Source organism: Janthinobacterium saanense (assembly GCF_014200675.1).
Lineage (GTDB): Bacteria > Pseudomonadota > Gammaproteobacteria > Burkholderiales > Burkholderiaceae_D > Janthinobacterium.
Genome location: NZ_JACHCI010000003.1, coordinates 26,386 through 47,151 on the forward strand (window position 1 = coordinate 26,386; position 20,766 = coordinate 47,151).

A 20,766-nucleotide genomic window follows, 5' to 3' on the forward strand; every position below is an offset into this window, starting at 1 on the left:
ATGCACTATAATATTGGCCATTTATATGTGTTTGATATAAATGCGCAAGAAAAATGGTATTTGCCTTACATAATCGCCTGATGCATAGTGGCGACCATGGCAATTTAAGCATTTCAGCAGCATTTTCAGCGAACACCCTCAGACACGCCTGTCTCGCCGAAATGCGGGCATAACAGCGCCGCAGATCGACGAACATCTAACTATTTCTTATTCCAGCAGAGGATCACCATGTCGAACAACGCCCCTTTCCACGCCGCCGAAATCATCCGTGCCCGCGCCCCTGAAAATTTCAAGCCGCGCGTGGCGATGATCCTCGGTTCCGGCCTGGGCGTATTGGCCGAGCAAATGACGGATTCCGTCAGCATCAGCTTTGACGAATTGCCAGGTTTTCCGATCAGCACCGTGCACGGCCATGCCGGCGAACTGGTGATCGGCACGCTGTCGGGCGTCGCTGTCGTCTGCATGAAAGGCCGCGGCCATTTCTACGAAGGCTACGGCATGGGCGTCATGACGAGCGCCATCCGCACCCTGAAACTGCTGGGCTGCGAAATGCTGTTCGTGACCAATGCCGCCGGTTCGCTGCGCCCTGAAGTGGACGCCGGCAGCCTGGTGGCCATCAGCGACCATATCAACCTGTTGCCAGGCACGCCGATGGTCGGCCCGAACGATGACCGTTTCGGCCCGCGCTTCTTCAGCATGGCCAACGCCTACGATGCCGACCTGCGCAACCTGGTCAAGGAAACCGCCGCATCGAACGGCATCACCCTGCACGAAGGCGTGTTTGTCGCTTACCCGGGCCCGAACTTTGAAACGGCTGCCGAGATCCGCATGATGGCCCGCCTGGGCGCCGACACGGTCGGCATGTCGGTGGTGCCGGAAGTGGTGTCGGCCCGTCATTGCGACCTGAAAGTGGTGGGCGTGTCCGTTATCACCAACCTGGCTGAAGGCATGTCGCCATTCGCCCTGTCGCACGAGCAAACCCTGAAATACGCGGCCATCGGCGCGAAAGACCTGGTGACCCTGATCCTGGCTTTCTTGTCCAAAGTAGCTGAAAAACCGCAAGCCTAAGCAGTCTTCTTCACGCCTCAGCGGCAGCGCCATCCACCGGCGCTGCCGCGCGGCAGGCCGGGAAAATCCGGCCTACACTGACCGCATCATCCCGCATTACATCCATAAAGCGAGCCTTATCATGTCACGCGCATTTATCCTCCTGCTTGATTCCTTCGGCCTAGGCGCGACGCCAGACGCCGCCAAGTATGGCGACGCAGGCGCCAATACCCTTGGCCATATTGCCAGCACTGTCGCCAAAAGCGGCAAGACCTTGAAACTGCCGGTCATGGAAAGCCTGGGCCTGGGCGCTGCCGCCCATCTCGCCAGCGGCGAATGGCCGGTTGGCTTCGACCAGCGCGACGGTTTTACCGGCGCTTACGGCGCCGCGCGCGAGCGTTCCACCGGCAAGGATACGCAGAGCGGCCACTGGGAAATCGCCGGTGTACCAGTCGAATTCGACTGGGGCTACTTCCCGCGCACCACGCCCTCGTTCCCGGCCGACCTGACCGGCAAGCTGCAAGCGCTGGCGGGCGTGCCCGGCTTCCTGGGCGACTGCCACGCTTCCGGCACCGACATCATCAACAAGCATGGCGATGAACATGTCGCCACCGGCAAGCTGATTATCTACACCTCGGGCGACTCGGTGATGCAGATCGCCGCGCACGAAGAATCGTTCGGCCTCGAGCGCCTGTACGCAGTGTGCGAAATGGCTTTCAAACTGGTTGAACCCTACAATATCGGCCGCGTCATCGCCCGCCCGTTCAAGGGCAGCAACGGCAATTACACGCGCACTTCCAACCGCCACGATTACGCGGTCGCACCGCCGGCACCGACCCTGCTCGACCATGTGAAAAACGCGGGCGGCGAAGTCGTCGGCCTGGGCAAGATCAGCGACATTTTCGCTACCCAGGGTATCTCGCGCGTAGTCAAGGGCGTCGACAATATGGCGCTGTTCGAAGCGCTGCTGACAACCGCCGATGAAGTGCAGGACAAGTCGCTTACTTTTGTGAATTTCGTCGACTTTGACCAGGCTTTCGGCCACCGCCGCAATGTGGAAGGCTACGCCGATGCGCTGCGCGAAATGGACGCGCGCCTGCCGGAATTCATCGCCAGGCTGAAAGAGGGCGACCTGGTCGTGATCACCGCCGACCATGGCTGCGACCCGACCTGGCACGGCTCGGACCACACACGCGAACATATCCCGATGATCTTCTTCGGCCCCGGCGTGCCTGCGCGCTCGCTGGGCATTTCCGAGACCTTCTCCGATATCGGCCAGACTCTCGCCAAGCACCTTGGCGTACCACCACTTGCGAATGGAAGCAGCTTGTTATGACACTTATGCACCCCGACTTCAAGCGTAACGAGGCCATCGGCCTTGACCTGGGCTGGATTAACCAGATCCGCGTGAACCGCGCTGCAACGGACCGCCGCGCGGCCAGCCTGGCGAACCGCCGCACGGTGAAAAAAGAATACCAGGCTGCCTGGCTGGTCAAAGCCATCCAGGTGATCGACCTGACCACCCTGGGCGGTGACGATACGCCGGGCCGCGTCGAGCGCCTGTGCATGAAAGCCATGCGCCCGCTGCGCGCCGACCTGATGGCCGCGCTGGGCATCACTGAACTGAGCACCGGCGCCGTGTGCGTCTACCACGAGATGATCAAGCCTGCGGCGCAGGTGATCCAGGGTCGCTTGCCGATCGCCGCCGTGTCGACCGGTTTCCCGGCTGGCCTGACCAGCATGGAAACCAAGCTGCGCGAGATCGAATTGTCGGTCGCAGCTGGCGCCACCGAAATCGATATCGTCATCACGCGCCAGCACGTCTTGAACGGCAACTGGCAAGTGCTGTACGACGAAATGCTGGCCTACCGCAAGGCGTGCGGCGAAGCGCACGTGAAGGCGATCCTGGCCACCGGCGATTTGCTGACCCTGGAAAACGTGGCGAAAGCCTCGTGGGTGTGCATGATGGCGGGCGCCGATTTCATCAAGACGTCGACCGGTAAAGAGGGCGTGAACGCCACCATTCCCGTGGGCCTGACGATGGTGCGCACGATCCGTGAATACCACGAGCAGACAGGTTTCCAGGTGGGCTTCAAGCCGGCTGGCGGCGTCAGCTCTGCCAAGAGCGCGCTGCAGTACCTGACCCTGATGAAGGAAGAACTGGGCAATGAATGGCTGCAGCCGCACCTGTTCCGCATCGGCGCTTCCAGCCTGCTGACCGACATCGAGCGCCAGCTCGAGCACTACGTCACCGGCAGCTACTCGGCTAATCATCGTCACGCACAACCTTAAAGAATAATCGTCATGCCTACAATTAACGAGATCCTCACGACTATGGACTACGGCCCCGCACCCGAAAGTCAAAAAGAAGCGTTGGCCTGGCTGGACGGCCATCAGCGCAAATTTGGCCTGTTCATCGACAATGCCTGGAGCGAGCCGGCCGACTTGTTCGCCTCGACCAATCCTGCCGACGGCGCCCAACTGGCCGAGCTGACGCAAGCGTCCGACCTTGATGTCGAACGCGCAGTAGACGCGGCCCGCCGCGCGCTGCCCGTGTGGCAAGGCATGGGTGGCCATGGCCGCGCCAAGGTCATGTACGCGCTGGCCCGTTTGCTGCAAAAGCACTCGCGCCTGTTCGCCGTGCTCGAAACCCTGGACAACGGCAAGACCATCCGCGAAACGCGCGATATCGACCTGCCGCTGGCGGCCCGTCATTTCTACCATCACGCCGGCTGGGCGCAGCTGCAATCGGAAGAATTCGCCGACTACCGCGCCGTGGGCGTGGTGGGCCAGATCGTGCCCTGGAATTTCCCGCTGCTGATGCTGTCGTGGAAAATCGCCCCGGCCCTGGCCGCCGGTAACACGGTGGTCTTCAAGCCCGCTGAATTTACGTCCCTGACCGCCATGCTGTTTGCCGAATTGTGCCTGCAGGCGGGCGTGCCGGCCGGCGTGGTCAATATCGTCACCGGCGACGGCCGCGTGGGCAGCGCCATCGTCAACCACCCTGGCGTCGACAAGATCGCCTTCACGGGGTCGACCGAAGTGGGCCGCTTGATCCGCGAAGCGACGGCTGGCAGCGGCAAGAAGCTCTCGCTGGAACTGGGCGGCAAGTCGCCCTTCATCGTGTTTGAAGATGCGGACCTCGATGGCGCCGTGGAAGGCCTGGTCGATTCGATCTGGTTCAACCAGGGACAAGTCTGCTGCGCCGGTTCGCGTTTGCTGGTACAGGAATCGATACAGGAGCGTTTCCTGAACAAGGTCCGTGCGCGCATGGAAAACCTGCGTCTGGGTTCGCCGCTGGATAAATCGATGGACGTGGGCGCGCTGGTCGATCCGGTACAGCGCCAGCGCATCGCCGCACTGGTCGATTCGGCTCGCGCCGAAGGCTGCGATGTATGGCAGCCGGTCTGCGAATTGCCGGCCGACGGTTCCTGGTTCCCGCCTACCCTGATCACGGGCGCATCGACCTCGGCCGCCGTGGCACAAGCTGAAATCTTTGGCCCGGTGCTGGTCGCCATGAGCTTTCGTACCCCGCCTGAAGCGGTGCAACTGGCGAACAATACGGTGTACGGCCTGGCCGCCAGCGTGTGGACCGAGTCGATCAGCCTGGCGCTGGACATCGCCCCGGCCATCAAGGCTGGCGTGGTATGGATCAATAGCGCCAATCAGTTCGACGCCGCTTGCGGTTTCGGCGGCTACCGCGAATCGGGCTTCGGCCGTGAAGGCGGCCGCGAAGGCATGCTCGAATACATGACGGCCCTGGCCGAAGATGCGCGCCCAGCTGCGCCGGTGGTGGAAGCCAAGGCGAAAGCCGCCGCCAAGCCGGTGGCAGCCGATCCATTTGCCATCGACCGCACGGCCAAGATGTACATCGGCGGCAAGCAGGCGCGTCCTGACAGCGCCTACAGCACGCCGGTGTTTGGCGCCAATGGCGCTCTGCTGGCCGAGGTAGGCGTGGGCAGCCGCAAGGATATCCGCAACGCCGTCGAAGCAGCCCACAAGGCGTCTGGCTGGACCAGCGCCACCGCGCACAACCGCGCGCAAGTGCTGTATTACATCGCTGAAAACCTGGCAGCCCGCTTTGATGAATTCGCCGCCCGCATCGCCGCCATGACGGGCAGTAAAAATCCTGAGAAGGAAGTACAGGCATCGATCGAACGCCTGTTCTACTACGCTGCCTGGGCCGACAAATACGACGGCCTGGCGCACCAGCCACCTACCAAGGGCATCACCGTGGCGCTGAACGAAGCGGTCGGCGTGATCGGCATCGTCTGTCCGAACGAAGCGCCATTACTCGGCTTCATCTCGCTGGTGGCGCCGGCCATCGCGCTGGGCAACCGCGTGGTGGTGGTGGCGTCGGAAGCGCACCCGCTATCCGCGCTGGACCTGTACCAGGTCTTCGATACCTCCGATCTGCCGGGCGGCGTGGTCAACATCATCAGCGGCAACGCCGATGAACTGGCGCGCACCCTGGCCACCCACGCGGACATCGACGCCGTCTGGCGCCATGATGGCTCAGGCGAAGGCTGCGCGGAAGTCGAACGCCTGTCGGCTGGCACCCTGAAGCGCACCTGGGTCGGTGGCGCCAAAGGCCGCGACTGGTATAGCGCAGCCCAAAGCGGTGGCCGCGCCGTGCTGGCGCATGCCTCGCAAGTGAAAAACGTCTGGATACCTTACGGCGTCTAAGCGGTAGACAATTAGTTTCGCAAAGCTGGGGTCAGTCCTGTCAGGTCTGGCCCCAAACCTATTTTTATTGGAGTTATTCCATGTTTTTAACCCAAGAAATCATCCGTAAAAAACGCGACAAGGGCGTCTTGAGCGCAGAAGAAATCCAGTTTTTCGTGCGTGGCATTACTGACGGCAGCGTCAGCGAAGGCCAGATCGCGGCGCTGGCCATGGCGGTCTTTTTCAACGACATGAACATGGACGAGCGCGTGGCGTTCACCCTGGCCATGCGTGATTCCGGCGAGGTGCTGGACTGGCGCTCGCTGAACTTGCCAGGGCCCGTAGTCGACAAGCATTCGACGGGCGGCGTGGGCGATGTGGTCTCCTTGCTGCTGGGCCCTATGATCGCTGCCTGCGGCGGCTACGTGCCGATGATCTCGGGCCGTGGCCTGGGCCATACCGGCGGCACGCTGGACAAGTTCGACGCGATTCCAGGCTACTGTACGGTGCCTGACAATGCATTGTTCCGCAAGGTGGTGAAAGAAGTCGGCGTGGCCATCATCGGCCAGACGGCCCAATTGGCGCCCTCCGACAAGCGTTTCTACAGCATCCGCGATGTGACCGCGACGGTGGAATCGGTAGCCATGATCACCGGCTCCATCCTGTCGAAAAAACTCTCGGCCGGCCTGGACGCGCTGGTGATGGATGTGAAAGTGGGCACCGGCGCCTTCATGCCGACCTACGACAAATCGGTGGAACTGGCCGAGAGCATCGTCACCGTCGGCAATGGCGCGGGCATGCAAACCTCCGCTATTTTGACGGACATGAATGAGTCGCTGGCGCCTTACGCCGGTAACGCGCTGGAAGTGCGCGGCGCCATGGATTACCTGACAGGCCGTTCGCGTCCTGCGCGCCTGCATGAAGTTACGCTGGCGCTGTGCGCCGAGATGCTGGTGCTGGGCGGTCTGGCCACCACCGAAGAAGAAGCGCGTGCCAAGCTCGAAGCGGTGCTCGCTTCCGGTGAAGCGGCCGAGCGCTTCTCGCGCATGGTGTCCGCCTTGGGCGGCCCTGCAGACCTCATCGACAATCCGGACAAGCACCTGGAAAAAGCCCCATTCGTGGTGCCGGCGCCAGCGCTGTCCGCAGGTTTTGCCAATGTGCGCGATTGCCGCGGCATCGGCCTGGCCGTGGTGGCACTGGGCGGCGGGCGCCGTCGTCCTACCGACGCCATCGACTTTGCCGTCGGCCTGACGGAACTGGTTGGTCTGGGCGAACAAGTCGCCGCCGGCCAGCCGCTGGCCATGGTGCACGCACGTACGCAAGAGGCGGCCGAGCTGGCCGTCAAGGAAATCCAGGCGGCGTATGACATCAGCCCGGTGGCCCTGACGGCCAATCCGGTGATTTACCGTACGATACGTCCTTAAACTAAACCCAGAAGCAAAAATCTGGGGTCAGACCCTGAGGGTCTGACCCCGGCCTTTCGCGGGTTTCACAGGTAAATAATCAAATGAACAAACAAGAACTGATCGCCGAAGCCAATGCCGGCCGTGAACTGGCATATGCGCCGTATTCGCGTTTTAAAGTGGGCGCCGCTTTGCTGTGCAAGGATGGCCGCGTCTTCCGTGGCTGTAACGTGGAAAACGCTGCCTATGGCCTGTGCAACTGCGCCGAACGCACGGCGTTTTTCAGCGCGATTGCGCATGGCTGTAAAGCAGGCGACTTCGCCATGCTGGCCGTCACGGGCGATACTGCCGAACCGATTTCTCCATGCGGCGCCTGCCGCCAGGTGATTTTTGAATTGGGTGGCAAGGACTTGCCAGTGGTGCTGACCAACCTGAAAAACGAGGTCATGGAAGTGACGGCGGGCTGGTTGCTGCCACACGGTTTTGGCAATTCCGACCTGGACATGCAGCGCTAGGACCATCTTGAACAAGACGATCGACATCCAGGCCGCCGTGGCCATCGCGGCAGCCGAAGCCATGGCCGCCAAGACGCAGGGCACGTTCGGCGTGGGCGGCGTCTTGCTCGATGGCGCAGGCAATGTGCTGCAATCGATGCACAACAATGTCGTGCGCCAGGGACTGGTATTCGATCCGACCGCGCATGGCGAACGCCAACTGGTCGACTGGTATTTTGCCGAGCGGGCCAAGGGCACGCCCTTGCCGCCGCCGTGCGAGCTGACCATCGTTACGTCGCTCGACCCGTGCTGCATGTGCACGGGGGCGATCCTGGAAGCAGGCTTCAATGTGGTGGTGGCCGCGCCCGACGCCAAGGCCGGCATCAATTACGATGGCGCTGCCAGTTTCACGGCCTTGCCGCAGCCGCTGCAGCAGCTGGCTGGCAAGCGCTTTGCTTACCCCAGCGTGCGCGGCGCCAGCGAATATGCGCGCCTGCCTTCGGGCGCCACACCCAAGTCTTTTTTTATCGGCAAGAGCATCTCTGAGGCGACGCAGGCTTTGTGCTCGCTGGTGTTCGAGTCTACCTCGGCCGAGGTGATGCGGCTGCTGCATGCGGGCGACGATGCAGCACTGCTGGACCCGGCCAGCTTGCCGCTTGATCACGTGGTGGTGCGCGCCTTGCGCCGCCGTTATCCCGATGCGCTCACTTACCGCTGCGCGCCGCATGCGCCCGACGCGGGCCTGGCGCCGTTTTTACAGGCGGCCATGGAGCAGGACAAACGCGATGGCGGCCAGGGGGACGCCGCCGCCTTGCTCGATGCCTTCGGCAACCTGTTGTTATGTATGCCGGGCCAGCTGGCCAGTTCCGTCATCCGCACACCGTTCATGGAATGCACGCGCCAGTACGCGCAGCTGCGCTATGAATTGATGGCTGCCGCCGACGCACCGCTACAGGATGAAATCAAGCGCTATCTGGGGCATCCCAAACATGGCACTTTCGTGCTGGCCATCGGCCCGGATGCGGGCGCCGCCAGCTTCATGACCCTGGGCGCGTATGGTTCGACGATGGAGGGTGCGCTGCCGGAAAATAATCCGGCACAATTCCAGTATGTGCGGCCTGCCATGCCGCAGGCGGAATTGCAGGCGCTGTGCCGCGCCATGCCGCCTTTGTACCGCAACATCATCCAGGTTCGCCCCACGCAGGTGGCCGACCGCGCGCTGGTGGCCGCCATCGGCTAGACAGTTTGCCGTTCAGGCATCGTCATCGGGTAAATTTTTCAGTAAAAAGTCGCGCACGTTTTCACCGGCGACGCGGCGTATCTGCGCCTCGGATAAACCCGCGTCCAGCAGCGCTTGCGTCAGGGCCGGCAAGCCGGCGGCGTCTATCGCCGTGGTGACCGCGCCGTCGAAGTCCGAGCCATAGGCCACGTGTTCCACGCCGATCAGTTTTACCGTGTAGCGAACGGCGCGCGCGATGGCCGTCACATCCTTGCCGCAGACGGCGGTGCTCCAGAAACCGATGCCCACCAGTCCACCTTGTGCAGCGATCTTTTTCAGCTGTGCGTCCGACAGGTTGCGCCCGTTGTCGCAAGTGCCGCGCACGCCCGTGTGCGAGACGATCACGGGCCGCGTGGCCAGGTTCAATACGTCGTCGATGGTGGCTGACGAGGCATGCGCCAGGTCGACGATCATCTTGCGCTGTTCCATGGCGACCAGCCATTGCTTGCCCAGCGGCGTCAAGCCACCTTTGTGCAAGCCGTGCTGCGAGCCGCCGATGTCGGTATCGAAGAAATGCGTGGGCGCGATCATGCGATAACCGGCGCGATACAGCATATCAAGATTATCGAGCTTGCCTTCCAGCGCGTGCGCGCCTTCCAGCGTCAGCCAGCCGGCCACCAGGCCAGGTGTGGTGTCGCGCGCGGCGATGAAGTTGCGCAGCTGGGCGCGGCTGCCGATGACGGTGACCTTGCCATTGCTGCGGCTGGCCAGCTGATGCAGTTCCTGCGCCTGGTAGGTGGCGCGCGCCAGCAGGCTGGTCCAGGTAGCGGGCGGCAAGCGCTGCGCGATCACCAGCGCCGTGATGTTGTCGGTGTCGCTGCCATTGTGGTCGATATTCATGTGGCGCGGCGTCTTGGTCACGGCCGAAAACGCTTGTAGTGCCACGTTGCCCTGCACCAGGCGGGGGAAGTCGACATGGCCGCGTCCGTTAGCCTGGTTCAGGTCGCGCTGCCACAGCAGGCTGTCCGCATGCAGGTCGGCGATCCACAAACGCTGGTGCAAGGCCAATGCCTGTCTGGAGACGGGCTTGGACGAGGGTGGGTAGACCTTGTTGAGCGACCTGTCGACGAGGATGGGCGCGGCCAGGACGCCGCCGACCAGCAGCAAGCCGATGGCGCCCGCGCCGATGAACAGTGTTTTGCGTTTTACCATGGATCGTAGGTTCCCAGGCTCCAGACGTGGCCTTCCAGGTCGCGGCAGGTAAAGCCGCGTCCGCCGTAATCTTCATCTTTGATATCGAGCACGATTTCGGCGCCCGCTTCGATGGCGCGCCGGTAGACGCTATCGGCGTCCTCGACGACCAGGTAGCAGCCTTGCGTATTCGCCTTGTCGATTTCCTTGGGCTGTTTCATCAGCCGGCCATATTCGCTGTCGACGACGGAACCGAGCATGACCATGCCGTTGCCAAAGCTCAGTTGCGCGTGGGCGATGCCGCCATCGTTGTCGGGTACCACCAGCTGTTTTTCAAAACCGAATGCCTGGCATAGCCAGTCGATTGCCGCCGGTGCATCGTGGTAGCGCACACAAGGGATGGTGGTTGCGCGGGTGGCTTTTGCGGTATTGGACATACGGAAACTCCTGTGACGGGGATGGAGTAACTTCGATCATGCACGCCGCGCAGCGTTCAGTATCAGCGCGGTCCATGCTGATGGAGTTGATGCCTGTCATGATCGTGCTCAAGTACTAAGTACTATAAGCCACACCCATTCCCGTCACAAGCAGCGTTCCCGTTTATTCGTGTTTGCCTGGCTGTTCCGTCGTGGCCGTTTTTTTATCCCAGCTGGAACCGCCCAGATTGCTGGCCCATTTCAGCAGCAGGAAGATGGCGAACAGGGTGATCACCAGCGGCAGGATGGTGATGATGAAAGCGAGGCCGATGGCGCAGGCAAGCAGCATGGGCCAGGGCATGGCGCTCACAGCATCGAGCCCCTGGCGGGCATAGCCGCACAGGTCTTGCCAGAAGGCCGAGAAGGAATTGCTGCCGGGTGCCGAGTTGATGTCTTTCATGCTGCGCTCCTGTTATCGTCGATATGCCTGCCGCGTTTGCGGCCTGGCGATGACTGCACTGTAGCCCGGCCACGGCGCGGGCACAGCGGGTCTGCGACGAATGGAGGATTTGGCGGCATCAACTGCGGTATGCCCCGATAAGCAGTTATTCAAAAACCTTCAGCTTGAGTTGAAAACTCAGTGCGCCGTATAACCGGTCTTTATAGGATGGCACGATGGCGATGTTCACGCCCACGCGCTGGTATTCATAGCTGACGGTGGGGATCAGGGCAGGGAACCAGCCGCCGTCGCGCATTTTCGGATAACCGTTGAAACCGCCGACCACGGCGCCCAGGCGCAGCGGACCCATCTGGATAGGCTGGTAGTACACACCCAGGTAGTTCGAATACGCGCGGTCGCTATTGTAGAAGCGGCCAGCGGTAGCCGAGGCCACGGTGGAAAAACGGTATTCGGCGCCCAGGCCGGGATTGCTGTCGTTCAGGTCCTTGTCGCGCTGGAAGTGATACGAGTAAAAGCCCGCGTTGAGCCAGGTTTCGCTCAGTGGCTTGTTTTCTATGACGTTAAATACGTCTGCTTGCGCGCCGCAGGCATACGCCAGCAGCAATGCGCCAATTGACCATCGTTTCATTGCACTCTCTATCCTTAAATTATCCGCTTGGGAGTTAAAGCTGATGCCATTGCTGGCGCTGGCGCGATCGTATCATCAAGTTCGCCTGCGTTCGAAGCACAAGCACTATATCAGTTGCACACTTGCCGATGAGAATGATATTGCGCCATTGATGATTCCGTTTGTTGCCACCCATAAACAAGTTAAAGCTGTATCAATGAAAATGATTCTCATAATGCAATAAAGTTTTCATTTTTATTATAAAAGTTGTGATTTTGAGACAGATCAAACTCAGCAGTTGTGATATCCTGCATGCAACTTACTTTCAAATATAGAAACTAAATGTCAACCATGTCCAAATCACCACTGATTCTCTTCTTGTCTAGCATGTTTGTTGCCGGTGCGGCCCAGGCTGCAGTCGTCGATCTGGGCATCGGCGGCGCCAATCTGTATTCCCTGAATAATTTCACCGCCAATAGCAGCGACGTGGAAGGTGCCGTGCTGGTCGGCGGCAACCTGACCGCATCGAGCTATTCGATCAACCAGAACAACAAGGATGCCTACGGCACGAATGGCTACGCCTTGGTGGTTGGCGGCAACCTGAACTACAGCGCCGGTTCGATCAAGAACGGCAGCTATTACGTGGGCGGCAACACGACCACCAGCAGCACGGGTTTTGATGGCGCGTCGAAATCGACCACCTCGCCTGTCTCGTTCGCATCGACCTCGGCCCAGCTGAAAAGCACTTCGACATCGTTGTCGACGGTGGTGGCCACCGGCACGAGCAATGTGCAATATGGCGGCATGACCTTGAGCGGCGGTAGTGGTACGGGCGGTGTGCAAGTGTTCGACCTGACTGCTGCTGCGCTGGGTTCGGTCAACTACTTCAACTTCAGCAACCTCAATGCGAACGACACGCTGATCCTCAATATCAGCGGCAGTAATGTGAACCTCTCGGGTGGCTACGGCAATTTCAGCCAGTACAATGTGCTGTACAACTTCTACGAAGCGCAAAACATCACGCTCAATGGCGTGGGCCTGTACGGCAGCATTTTGGCGCCATTGGCGACCGTCTCTGGCGGCAATGGCCAGATCAATGGCAACGTGGTGGTGGGTAACTGGAATTCGAATATCCAGGTCAATGCCAACCATTACTTCGTGCCGACCAATGTCGCCGGCCTGGTGTCGGCCGTGCCGGAACCGGAAACCTACGCCATGCTGCTGGCGGGCCTGGGTCTGGTCGGTTTCATGGCGCGCCGCCGCAAGAACAAGGCCGCCTGATTCGCTGGCTTAGCTGAAGAAACCGCCATCATGGCGGTTTTTTTTCGCCCTGCGGTTTCATCGCCACCGCCGCCAGCACCATTTGCACGATCAGCGTTTCGGCGTCATGGAAATCCTGCTGCGTGAGTTCTTCGCGGTCCAGCACCAGGGTCATCTGCGCTGAAAAATCCGCATACGATTGCGTCATGGCCCAGATGGCGAACATCAGATGCGTAGCGTTCACGGGTGCGATCTTGCCGGCCTTGCTCCAAGCCTCAAACATGGCGATATCCTTGCGCAGCAGCGGCACGACACGCTCGCGTATCTGCGCGCCATACAGGGGCGCGCCATTGATCACTTCCAGCGCATACACGCGCGAAGCCCACGGCTGTTCGCGTGAAAAACGCAGCTTGGCGCCTATGTAGGCCCGCAGCATATCCTGTGGCGCATGCTTGCCCTCACCTTCGCCATCGGCTGCGCTGGCAAGCTTGTCCATGCGCGCCAGCCAGTCGTCGAGCACATCGTCCAGCACGCGCTGGTAGAGCTGCTGCTTGGTGGGGAAGTAGTACATCAGGTTCTGCTTCGACATGCCGGCCCGCTCCGCGATGGTGGCAATCGAGGCGCCTTCGTAGCCGCTTTCCGCAAACACACGCACGGCTTGTTCCAGGATGTCTGCCTCCAGGCGGTCGCGGTTTTGCAGGCGGCGGCCGCTGGCGCTTTTAACGGGCGTGGCAAGGGATTTTTCGCTATCCATGTTGTCTCTCTAGCGCGGGCGTATCGATTGCAGGAATGCCTGCAGCACGGGCGTGTCGGTGTAAGCCACGTTGAAACGGAACCACACCGTCTCGGGTGGACGCAGCATGAAAAATTCATTCGGCGACAGCAATATGCCTGCCTTCAACGCCATGTCGGCCACCAGCTTGCCATTCCATTCCGGCGTCTGGATATCGGGCCAGCCGGCACTGACGAACATGCCGCCACGCGGGCGCGCCACCGGCGTCATGCCCGCTTGCGCCAGGCTATCGATGCTGCGTTCGCGGGCGTCGTCGAGCTGGGATACCAGCTTTTCTATCATGCGCTTGTAGGGCCGCGCGGACACTGCATGGTAGGCGGCGCGCTCGTTGATTTCCGAGGTCGTCAGGCCCGTCAGCATTTTCACGCGCACCAGTTCGGCCAGCAGGGACGGCGAGGCGCAGATCGATCCCACGCGCAGCACCGGTGACAAGGTTTTGGAAAAGCTGCCCACGCGGATCACGCGGCGCAAGCCATCCATGGCCGCCAGCGAGGCTTCGCCGCGCGCCGCCAGTTCGCGGTAGATATCGTCTTCCACCAGCCAGAAATCGAATTGCTCGGCCAGTGCCAGCAAGCGGTGCGCCTGCGCCTGCGACAGCGAGGTGCCCAGCGGATTTTGCAGCACCGTGTTGACGAACATTAGTTTAGGCTGGCTGCGTGCCGCTTCGGTAGCCAGCGCATCGAGATCGAGTCCCGCCTCGTCGCGCTTGATGCCGACGGGGATGCAGCCGTGGTGGCGTATCAGCGACAGCAGATTGCTGTAGCCGGGGTCTTCCACCAGCACCGTGTCGCCCGGCTTGGTCAGGCTGCGCAGTATCAAATCAAACGCATGCGTGGCGCCGTGCGTCAGCAGAATCTGGTCCGTCTCGACCTGGAACAGCTCTTCCGACAAGGTGGCGGCCAGGTGCTGGCGCAGCGAAGGAAAACCCAGCGGATGGCCATAACCGCGCAGCCGGCTGGCCGGGATGCGCATGGCCTGGCGCACGGCGTCGAGCACGGTAGCCTCGCCATACATTTCCGGCGGCAGCCAGCCCGCGCCCACCGGCAGCGCTTCCGACACGCCCGAATACAGATCGGGCGTGAGTGCGTCGATGGCGGCCGGGCTGGTCTGTATGGCGGTTTGTGGCGAACTGGCCACATCATGGCGCGCCACAAAGTAGCCGGAACCGCGGCGCGACGACAGCAATCCCAGGTTGACCAAGCGGTCATACGACTCGACAACGGTAAAAGTGGAGACGCCATTGCATTTGGCAAACTGGCGTACGGACGGCATTTTGGTACCGATGCGCAAGGCGCGGCTGCCCACCATGACGCTGACGGCGATCACGATCTGCTCGACCAGACCACCTTTCTTGTGGCGGCCGATCTCGAGGACGGGCCAGCCGCTCACATTGCAGGATGGCTCTTCCATGTTGTCACTGTGCTTCACCGGTGGCTCCTTATGCTGCCTTGCACAAAAACTGTAGTGGTTTTTCGACCTGTACGGTTGGCTAACTTTGCCGTTTGTGTATCTGTGCCATTGCGAGTGGCCTGACTATGATTAGACCAGCTTTTTGCCAACTGGTAAATTATTTTGCGCTTCGTCAAAAACGATATTGACGATACGAGAGTCCCACTCCCAGGAGAAGGTCATGAATACTACAAAGCCGGAATCGATGTCGGCATTCTGGATGCCATTTACGAACAACCGCGACTTCAAGGCGCATCCGCGCCTGCTGGTGTCGGCCGAAGGCATGTATTACAAGGACGTCGATGGCAATACCATCCTCGACGGCACGGCCGGCTTGTGGTGCGTGCCTTGCGGCCATGGGCAGCCGAAGATCGTCGGCGCCATCCGCGAAATGGTGGGCCAGCTGGACTTCGCGCCTACCTTCCAGATGGGCCATCCTGCCGCCTTCGATCTGGCGGAAAAACTGATGGACTACACGGGCCACAAGTTTGGCCACGTGTTCTATACCAACTCCGGTTCCGAAGCGGTGGATACGGCGCTGAAGATCGCGCTGGCCTACCACAAGGCGCGCGGCGAGGGCGGGCGCACGCGCTTGATCGGCCGTGAACGCGGTTATCACGGCGTGGGCTTCGGCGGCATTTCCGTGGGCGGCATCGCCGGCAACCGCAAGACCTTTGGCCCGCTGCTGACGGGTGTCGACCATCTGCCGCACACGCACAACCTGGAAAAGAATGCCTACACGGTGGGCGAACCGGAATACGGCACGCACCTGGCCGATGAACTCGAACGCATCGTCACCCTGCACGACGCCTCGACGATTGCCGCCGTGATCGTCGAACCGGTCGCCGGCTCCACCGGCGTGCTGATCCCGCCGAAGGGTTATCTGAAACGCTTGCGCGAATTGTGCACCAAGCACGGCATCCTGCTGATTTTCGATGAAGTCATCACCGGTTTTGGCCGCATGACGACGCCATTTGCCGCCGACTATTTCGAGGTCGAACCGGACCTGATGACGACCGCCAAGGGCCTGACCAATGGCATGGTGCCGATGGGCGCCGTCTTCAGCAAGCAGTATATCCACGACGCCTTCATGGACGCGCCGGCCGGCATCGAGCTATTCCACGGCTACACCTATTCGGGCCACCCGCTCGCGTGCGCCGCGGCGCTGGCGACCCTGGAAGTGTTCGAAGAACAGGACATTCTGGGGCACGCCAAAGGCATGCAGGCGTATTGGAGCGACGCCGTGCATTCCCTGAAAGGGCTGCCGCATGTGATCGATCTGCGCAGCATCGGCCTGATCGCCGGTATCGAGCTCGAAGGCATCGCCGGAAAACCCGGCACGCGCGCTTTCAACGCCTTCAAGCAAGCCTTCGCCGACGGCGTGCTGATACGCACCACAGGCGACATCATCGCGCTGTCGCCACCGCTGGTGCTGGAGAAAAAACATATCGACGAACTGTTCGGCAAGCTGGCGACGGTGTTGAAGAACCTTGATTAAGGAAAAGCGATGACTGATCTCGATACGATTACTCACTTTATCAACGGCGCCAAAGTCGACACCAGCAGCGGCCGTTATGGCGACGTGTATAACCCGGCCCTGGGTGTGCCGGTGGCACGCGTGGCGCTGGGCACCAGCGAGGACGTCGATGCTGCCGTGCAGGCTGCCGCCGCCGCCTTTCCCTCATGGTCGGCCACGCCGCCTTTGACGCGGGCGCGCGTGCTGTTCCGCTACCTGCAGCTATGCCAGCAGCACACGGATGAATTTGCCGCCATGCTCACGCGTGAACATGGCAAGACCTTTGCCGATGCGCAGGGCGAGGTGGCGCGCGGCATCGAGATGGTGGAATTTGCCGTCGGTATCCCGCAATTATTAAAGGGTGAATTCACGGACCAGATTTCGCGCGGCATCGATGCCTGGTCCATGCGCCAGGCGCTGGGCGTGGTGGCCGGCATTACGCCATTCAACTTCCCCGTGATGGTGCCGATGTGGATGTTCCCCGTGGCTATCGCCTGCGGCAACACCTTTGTACTCAAACCGTCCGAGCGTGATCCCTCGGCCTCGCTGTTGCATGCAAAGCTGTTGAAAGAAGCAGGCTTGCCCGATGGCGTCTTCAACGTGGTGCAGGGCGACAAGGTGACAGTCGACGCCTTGCTCGACCACCCTGTAGTGCAGGCGATCAGCTTTGTCGGCTCCACGCCGATTGCCGAATATATCTATGCGCGCGGCAGTGCCAGCGGCAAGCGCGTGCAAGCGCTGGGCGGGGCGAAAAATCATATGGTGGTGATGCCCGACGCCGACATGGACATGACAGTCGACGCCTTGATCGGCGCCGCCTATGGTTCGGCCGGCGAGCGCTGCATGGCCATTTCCGTGGTGGTGGCCGTGGGCGACGCGGGCGATAAATTGATTCATGCACTGGCAACGCGCACGGCTGCACTCAAAGTGCGCGACGGCATGGAGCATGGTGCGGAAATGGGGCCAGTGGTCTCCAGCGCAGCCAGGCAGCGCATCGAAAAACTGATCGGTGAAGGCGTGGAGCAGGGCGCCACTTTGGTGGTCGATGGCCGCAACCATGTGGTGGCTGGCCGTGAAAACGGCTTTTTCGTTGGCGGCACCTTGTTCGATCATGTGACGCCCGATATGAGCATCTACAAGGAAGAAATTTTCGGCCCCGTGCTGTGCGTGCTGCGCGCGCCCGACGTAGTGCATGCGGTGGACCTGATCAACGCCAATGAATATGGCAATGGCGTAGCCATCTACACGCGCGATGGCGGCGTGGCGCGTGAATTCGTGCGCCAGATCCAGGTCGGCATGGTGGGCGTCAACGTACCCTTGCCCGTGCCGATGGCTTTTAATAGTTTTGGTGGCTGGAAGCGCAGCATGTTTGGCGACCACCATGCATATGGCCCCGAAGGAGTGCGTTTCTACACGCGCCACAAGGCCGTGATGCAGCGCTGGCCCAACACTGCCAGCGCTGGTGTGGAATTTGCTTTTCCACAGATGAAGTAAGGCTGGCAGCTCATTGCAGGCATAAGAAAAGGAATGATGATGATCGAATCGCTCAGTTATTTACCGCATCCCACCCTGCCCGGCGACGAACTGGCAGGCCACTTTACGGACCTGGCGCCGCCTTTGACGGCGCGCCAGGCAGCGATTGAAAGCGCCCGCTGCCTGTATTGCTATGACGCGCCGTGCAGCCGCATCTGCCCATCGGAAATCGATGTGGCCAGCTTTATCCGCAATATCCACGACAAGAATATCAATGGCGCAGCGGCTGGTATTTTGAAACAGAATATCCTGGGTGGCAGCTGCGCGCGCGTCTGCCCCACCGAGATCCTGTGCGAAGACGTCTGCGTGCGCAACCACGACTTTGAGGCCCAACCCGTGAAGATCGGTTTGCTGCAGCGCTACGCCGTCGATCACGCGCATTTCGCCAGCCACCCGTTCAAGCGGGCGGCCGCCACCGGCAAGACGATCGCCATCGTTGGCGCGGGCCCTGCCGGCCTGTCGTGCGCACACCGTTTGGCCATGCTGGGCCATGACGTCGTGATCTTTGAAAAAGAAGACAAGGCGGGTGGACTGAATGAGTACGGCATCGCCAAATACAAGCTGACCGACGATTTCGCGCAAAAGGAAGTGGCGTTTTTGCTGGATATAGGCGGCATCGACATCCGATGTCGCCAGGTGCTGGGCGAGAATTTGCAGTTGCGCGAACTGCACGCCCGGTACGACGCCGTCTTCCTGGGCCTGGGTCTGGGCGCCAGCCGCAAGCTGGGCTTGACGGGCGAAGATGCGCCAGGCTTGCTGGCAGCCGTTGACTATATCGCCGCGCTGCGCCAGGCCGACGACCTGGCCTCCTTGCCCGTGCCGAAACGGGCCATCGTGATTGGCGCCGGCAATACCGCCATCGACATGGCGGTGCAGATACAGCGCCTGGGCGCCGAGGAAGTGACGCTGGTGTACCGGCGCGGTTTCGACGCCATGACGGCCACCCACCATGAACAGGACATCGCCAAGGCCAACCAGGTACGCATGCTGACGTGGGCGCAGCCGCAGCAAGTGCTGCTCGATGCCGGGGGCAAGGTGGCCGGCATGCGCTTTGAAAAAACCCGCATGGAAGGCACGCGCTTGATGGGGACTGGCGAGACCTTTGAGGTGGCGGCCGAAACCATCTTCAAGGCCATCGGCCAAAGCCTGGCGAACGATACCCTGCATGATCCGATGGCGGCGCTGCTACAGCGCGATGGCGACAAGATCGCTGTCGATGCGGGTTTTCGCACGGTGCTGCCGGGGATTTACGCGGGCGGCGATTGCGTGGCGCCCGGACAGGACTTGACGGTGCAAGCCGTCCAGCATGGCAAGCTGGCCGCACTGGCTATCCATCATGATCTTATTTCCAAAGTGGAGGCTGCATAATGGCTGATCTCAGCATCGATTTTTGCGGCATCAAGGCGCCGAACCCCTTCTGGCTGGCGTCTGCACCGCCGACCGACAAGGCCTATAACGTGGTGCGCGCCTTCGAGGCGGGCTGGGGCGGCGTGGTATGGAAAACCCTGGGCGAAGACCCGGCCGCCGTGAATGTCTCCTCGCGCTATTCCGCCCTGTATGGCAAGAACCGCGAAGTGTTGGGCTTCAATAATATCGAACTCATTACCGACCGTTCTCTGGAAATCAATCTGCGCGAAATCACGCAGGTGAAAAAGGACTGGCCTGACCGCGCCATGATCGTCTCGCTGATGCTGCCCTGCGAAGAACACTACTGGGCCGACATTCTGCCGAAGGTCGAGGCGACGGGCGCCGATGGCATCGAACTCAATTTCGGCTGCCCGCACGGCATGCCGGAGCGGGGCATGGGCGCCGCCGTGGGCCAGGTGCCCGAGTACGTGCAAATGGTCACCGCCTGGTGCAAGAAGTACAGCAAGCTGCCCGTGATCGTCAAGCTGACGCCCAACATCACCGACGTGCGCATGCCGGCCCGCGCCGCCTTGGCCGGGGGCGCCGATGCCGTTTCGCTGATCAACACCATCAACTCGATCACCTCGCTGGACCTGGACCGCATGGTGGCCTTGCCCATCGTGGGCGGCGCCAGCACGCATGGCGGATATTGCGGTGCTGCCGTGAAACCGATTGCGCTCAATATGGTGGCCGAAATCGCCCGCGATCCGCAGACGCATGGCTTGCCCATTTCCGGCATCGGCGGCATCGGCAACTGGCGCGACGCGGCCGAATTCATCGCCCTGGGCGCCGGCTGCGTGCAAGTCTGCACGGCCGCCATGCTGCATGGATTCCGCATCGTCGAAGAGATGAAGGATGGCTTGTCGCGCTGGATGGATGAAAAGGGTTATGAGCGCATCAGCGACTTTTCCGGCAAGGCTGTGGCCAACACGACCGACTGGAAATACCTGGACATGAATTACCAGGTGATCGCGCAGATCAACCAGGACGACTGCATCAAATGCGGCAAATGCTACGTGGCGTGCGAAGACACTTCGCACCAGGCCATCGCGCAGTTGATCGATGCTGCCGGCACGCGCAGCTATGAAGTCATCAAGGATGAATGCGTGGGCTGCAATCTGTGCGAAATCACCTGTCCGGTGCAGGGCTGCATCACGATGGTGCCACAGACCACGGGCAAGCCGTACATGAACTGGACGCAGGACCCGAGGAATCCAAGGGCAGTGGCGGAGACGGCATAGGGCACGGTTATTGCGTGCGTTTATTTTTATAAACAGCGGCCCGACTTTGCAGTAAGCTAGATCGA

18 protein-coding genes and 1 pseudogene are annotated in these 20,766 nt (G+C 61.1%); 13 read left to right on the plus strand and 6 right to left on the minus strand.

The features are described 5' to 3' along the window. The first annotated feature begins 228 nt into the window (after positions 1–228). The 7 genes and pseudogenes from xapA (at position 229) to HDE72_RS05350 (ending at position 8,849) form a co-directional block, all read left to right on the plus strand. On the plus strand, positions 229–1,068 hold the full coding sequence (gene xapA / locus HDE72_RS05320; protein ID WP_183737712.1) for a xanthosine phosphorylase: 840 nt from the start codon (positions 229–231) through the stop codon (positions 1,066–1,068). A gap of 121 nt (positions 1,069–1,189) precedes the next feature. After that, on the plus strand, positions 1,190–2,383 hold the full coding sequence (locus HDE72_RS05325) for a phosphopentomutase (protein WP_183737713.1): 1,194 nt from the start codon (positions 1,190–1,192) through the stop codon (positions 2,381–2,383). Continuing rightward, positions 2,380–3,339, plus strand: a complete 960-nt coding sequence (deoC, locus tag HDE72_RS05330; RefSeq protein ID WP_183737714.1) for a deoxyribose-phosphate aldolase — start codon at positions 2,380–2,382, stop codon at positions 3,337–3,339. The genes HDE72_RS05325 and deoC overlap by 4 nt, the downstream gene beginning before the upstream one ends. Before the next feature lie 12 nt (positions 3,340–3,351). Further along, entirely contained in the window at positions 3,352–5,733 is a 2,382-nt protein-coding gene (locus HDE72_RS05335) for an aldehyde dehydrogenase family protein (RefSeq protein WP_409254950.1), read from the plus strand. Between the two features lie 80 nt (positions 5,734–5,813). Continuing rightward, the gene (deoA, locus tag HDE72_RS05340) at positions 5,814–7,136 is read left to right on the plus strand and encodes a thymidine phosphorylase (protein ID WP_183737715.1); all 1,323 of its coding nucleotides are present in this window, start codon (positions 5,814–5,816) and stop codon (positions 7,134–7,136) included. An 80-nt stretch (positions 7,137–7,216) separates the two neighbouring features. Beyond that, a pseudogene (locus HDE72_RS05345) lies at positions 7,217–7,630 on the plus strand (cytidine deaminase); the annotation flags it as partial. Between the two features lie 7 nt (positions 7,631–7,637). Next, complete coding sequence (locus HDE72_RS05350; RefSeq protein WP_183737717.1) at positions 7,638–8,849, plus strand: nucleoside deaminase; 1,212 nt, start codon at positions 7,638–7,640, stop codon at positions 8,847–8,849. 12 nt (positions 8,850–8,861) lie between these two features. Here HDE72_RS05350 and HDE72_RS05355 read toward each other — a convergent pair whose 3' ends face one another. The 4 genes from HDE72_RS05355 to HDE72_RS05370 form a co-directional block, all read right to left on the minus strand. Continuing rightward, a complete protein-coding gene (locus HDE72_RS05355) occupies positions 8,862–10,040 on the minus strand; it encodes a dipeptidase (protein WP_183737719.1) in 1,179 nt (392 codons plus the stop codon). Continuing rightward, on the minus strand, positions 10,034–10,456 hold the full coding sequence (locus HDE72_RS05360) for a VOC family protein (protein WP_183737721.1): 423 nt from the start codon (positions 10,454–10,456) through the stop codon (positions 10,034–10,036). Before HDE72_RS05360 ends, HDE72_RS05355 begins: the two co-directional genes overlap by 7 nt. 163 nt (positions 10,457–10,619) lie before the next feature. Continuing rightward, entirely contained in the window at positions 10,620–10,895 is a 276-nt protein-coding gene (locus tag HDE72_RS05365; protein WP_260176524.1) for a hypothetical protein, read from the minus strand. Positions 10,896–11,040: 145 nt separating this feature from the next. Further along, positions 11,041–11,523 carry a hypothetical protein gene (locus HDE72_RS05370; RefSeq protein ID WP_183737722.1) on the minus strand — a complete coding sequence of 161 codons (483 nt, stop codon included), beginning with the start codon at positions 11,521–11,523 and terminating at the stop codon, positions 11,041–11,043. A gap of 43 nt (positions 11,524–11,566) precedes the next feature. Here HDE72_RS05370 and HDE72_RS05375 point away from each other — a divergent pair, with 43 nt between their 5' ends. Further along, positions 11,567–11,746, plus strand: a complete 180-nt coding sequence (locus HDE72_RS05375; RefSeq protein WP_183737723.1) for a hypothetical protein — start codon at positions 11,567–11,569, stop codon at positions 11,744–11,746. Positions 11,747–11,853: 107 nt separating this feature from the next. Next, complete coding sequence (locus tag HDE72_RS05380; RefSeq protein WP_260176525.1) at positions 11,854–12,783, plus strand: choice-of-anchor A family protein; 930 nt, start codon at positions 11,854–11,856, stop codon at positions 12,781–12,783. Between the two features lie 28 nt (positions 12,784–12,811). On the opposite strand, the gene HDE72_RS05385 is transcribed toward HDE72_RS05380, so the two are convergent. Together HDE72_RS05385 and HDE72_RS05390 are read right to left on the minus strand one after the other, a co-directional pair. Continuing rightward, a complete protein-coding gene (locus HDE72_RS05385; RefSeq protein WP_183737725.1) occupies positions 12,812–13,516 on the minus strand; it encodes a TetR/AcrR family transcriptional regulator in 705 nt (234 codons plus the stop codon). A gap of 9 nt (positions 13,517–13,525) precedes the next feature. Further along, on the minus strand, positions 13,526–14,965 hold the full coding sequence (locus tag HDE72_RS05390; RefSeq protein WP_183738304.1) for an aminotransferase-like domain-containing protein: 1,440 nt from the start codon (positions 14,963–14,965) through the stop codon (positions 13,526–13,528). Between the two features lie 220 nt (positions 14,966–15,185). Between HDE72_RS05390 and aptA the strand changes: the two genes are divergently transcribed. From aptA to preA, 4 genes are read left to right on the plus strand one after another with little or no spacing between them, the layout of a single operon-like run. Then, positions 15,186–16,502 carry an omega-aminotransferase AptA gene (gene aptA / locus HDE72_RS05395; protein ID WP_183737726.1) on the plus strand — a complete coding sequence of 439 codons (1,317 nt, stop codon included), beginning with the start codon at positions 15,186–15,188 and terminating at the stop codon, positions 16,500–16,502. Between the two features lie 9 nt (positions 16,503–16,511). Further along, positions 16,512–18,014, plus strand: coding sequence for a CoA-acylating methylmalonate-semialdehyde dehydrogenase (locus HDE72_RS05400; RefSeq protein WP_183737727.1), 1,503 nt, complete (start codon positions 16,512–16,514; stop codon positions 18,012–18,014). A gap of 36 nt (positions 18,015–18,050) precedes the next feature. After that, positions 18,051–19,421, plus strand: a complete 1,371-nt coding sequence (locus tag HDE72_RS05405; protein ID WP_221291188.1) for an NAD(P)-dependent oxidoreductase — start codon at positions 18,051–18,053, stop codon at positions 19,419–19,421. Then, positions 19,421–20,701 (plus strand): NAD-dependent dihydropyrimidine dehydrogenase subunit PreA, encoded by a 1,281-nt coding sequence (gene preA / locus HDE72_RS05410; protein ID WP_183737729.1) that lies wholly within the window; start codon positions 19,421–19,423, stop codon positions 20,699–20,701. The genes HDE72_RS05405 and preA overlap by 1 nt, the downstream gene beginning before the upstream one ends. Positions 20,702–20,766 lie beyond the last annotated feature (65 nt).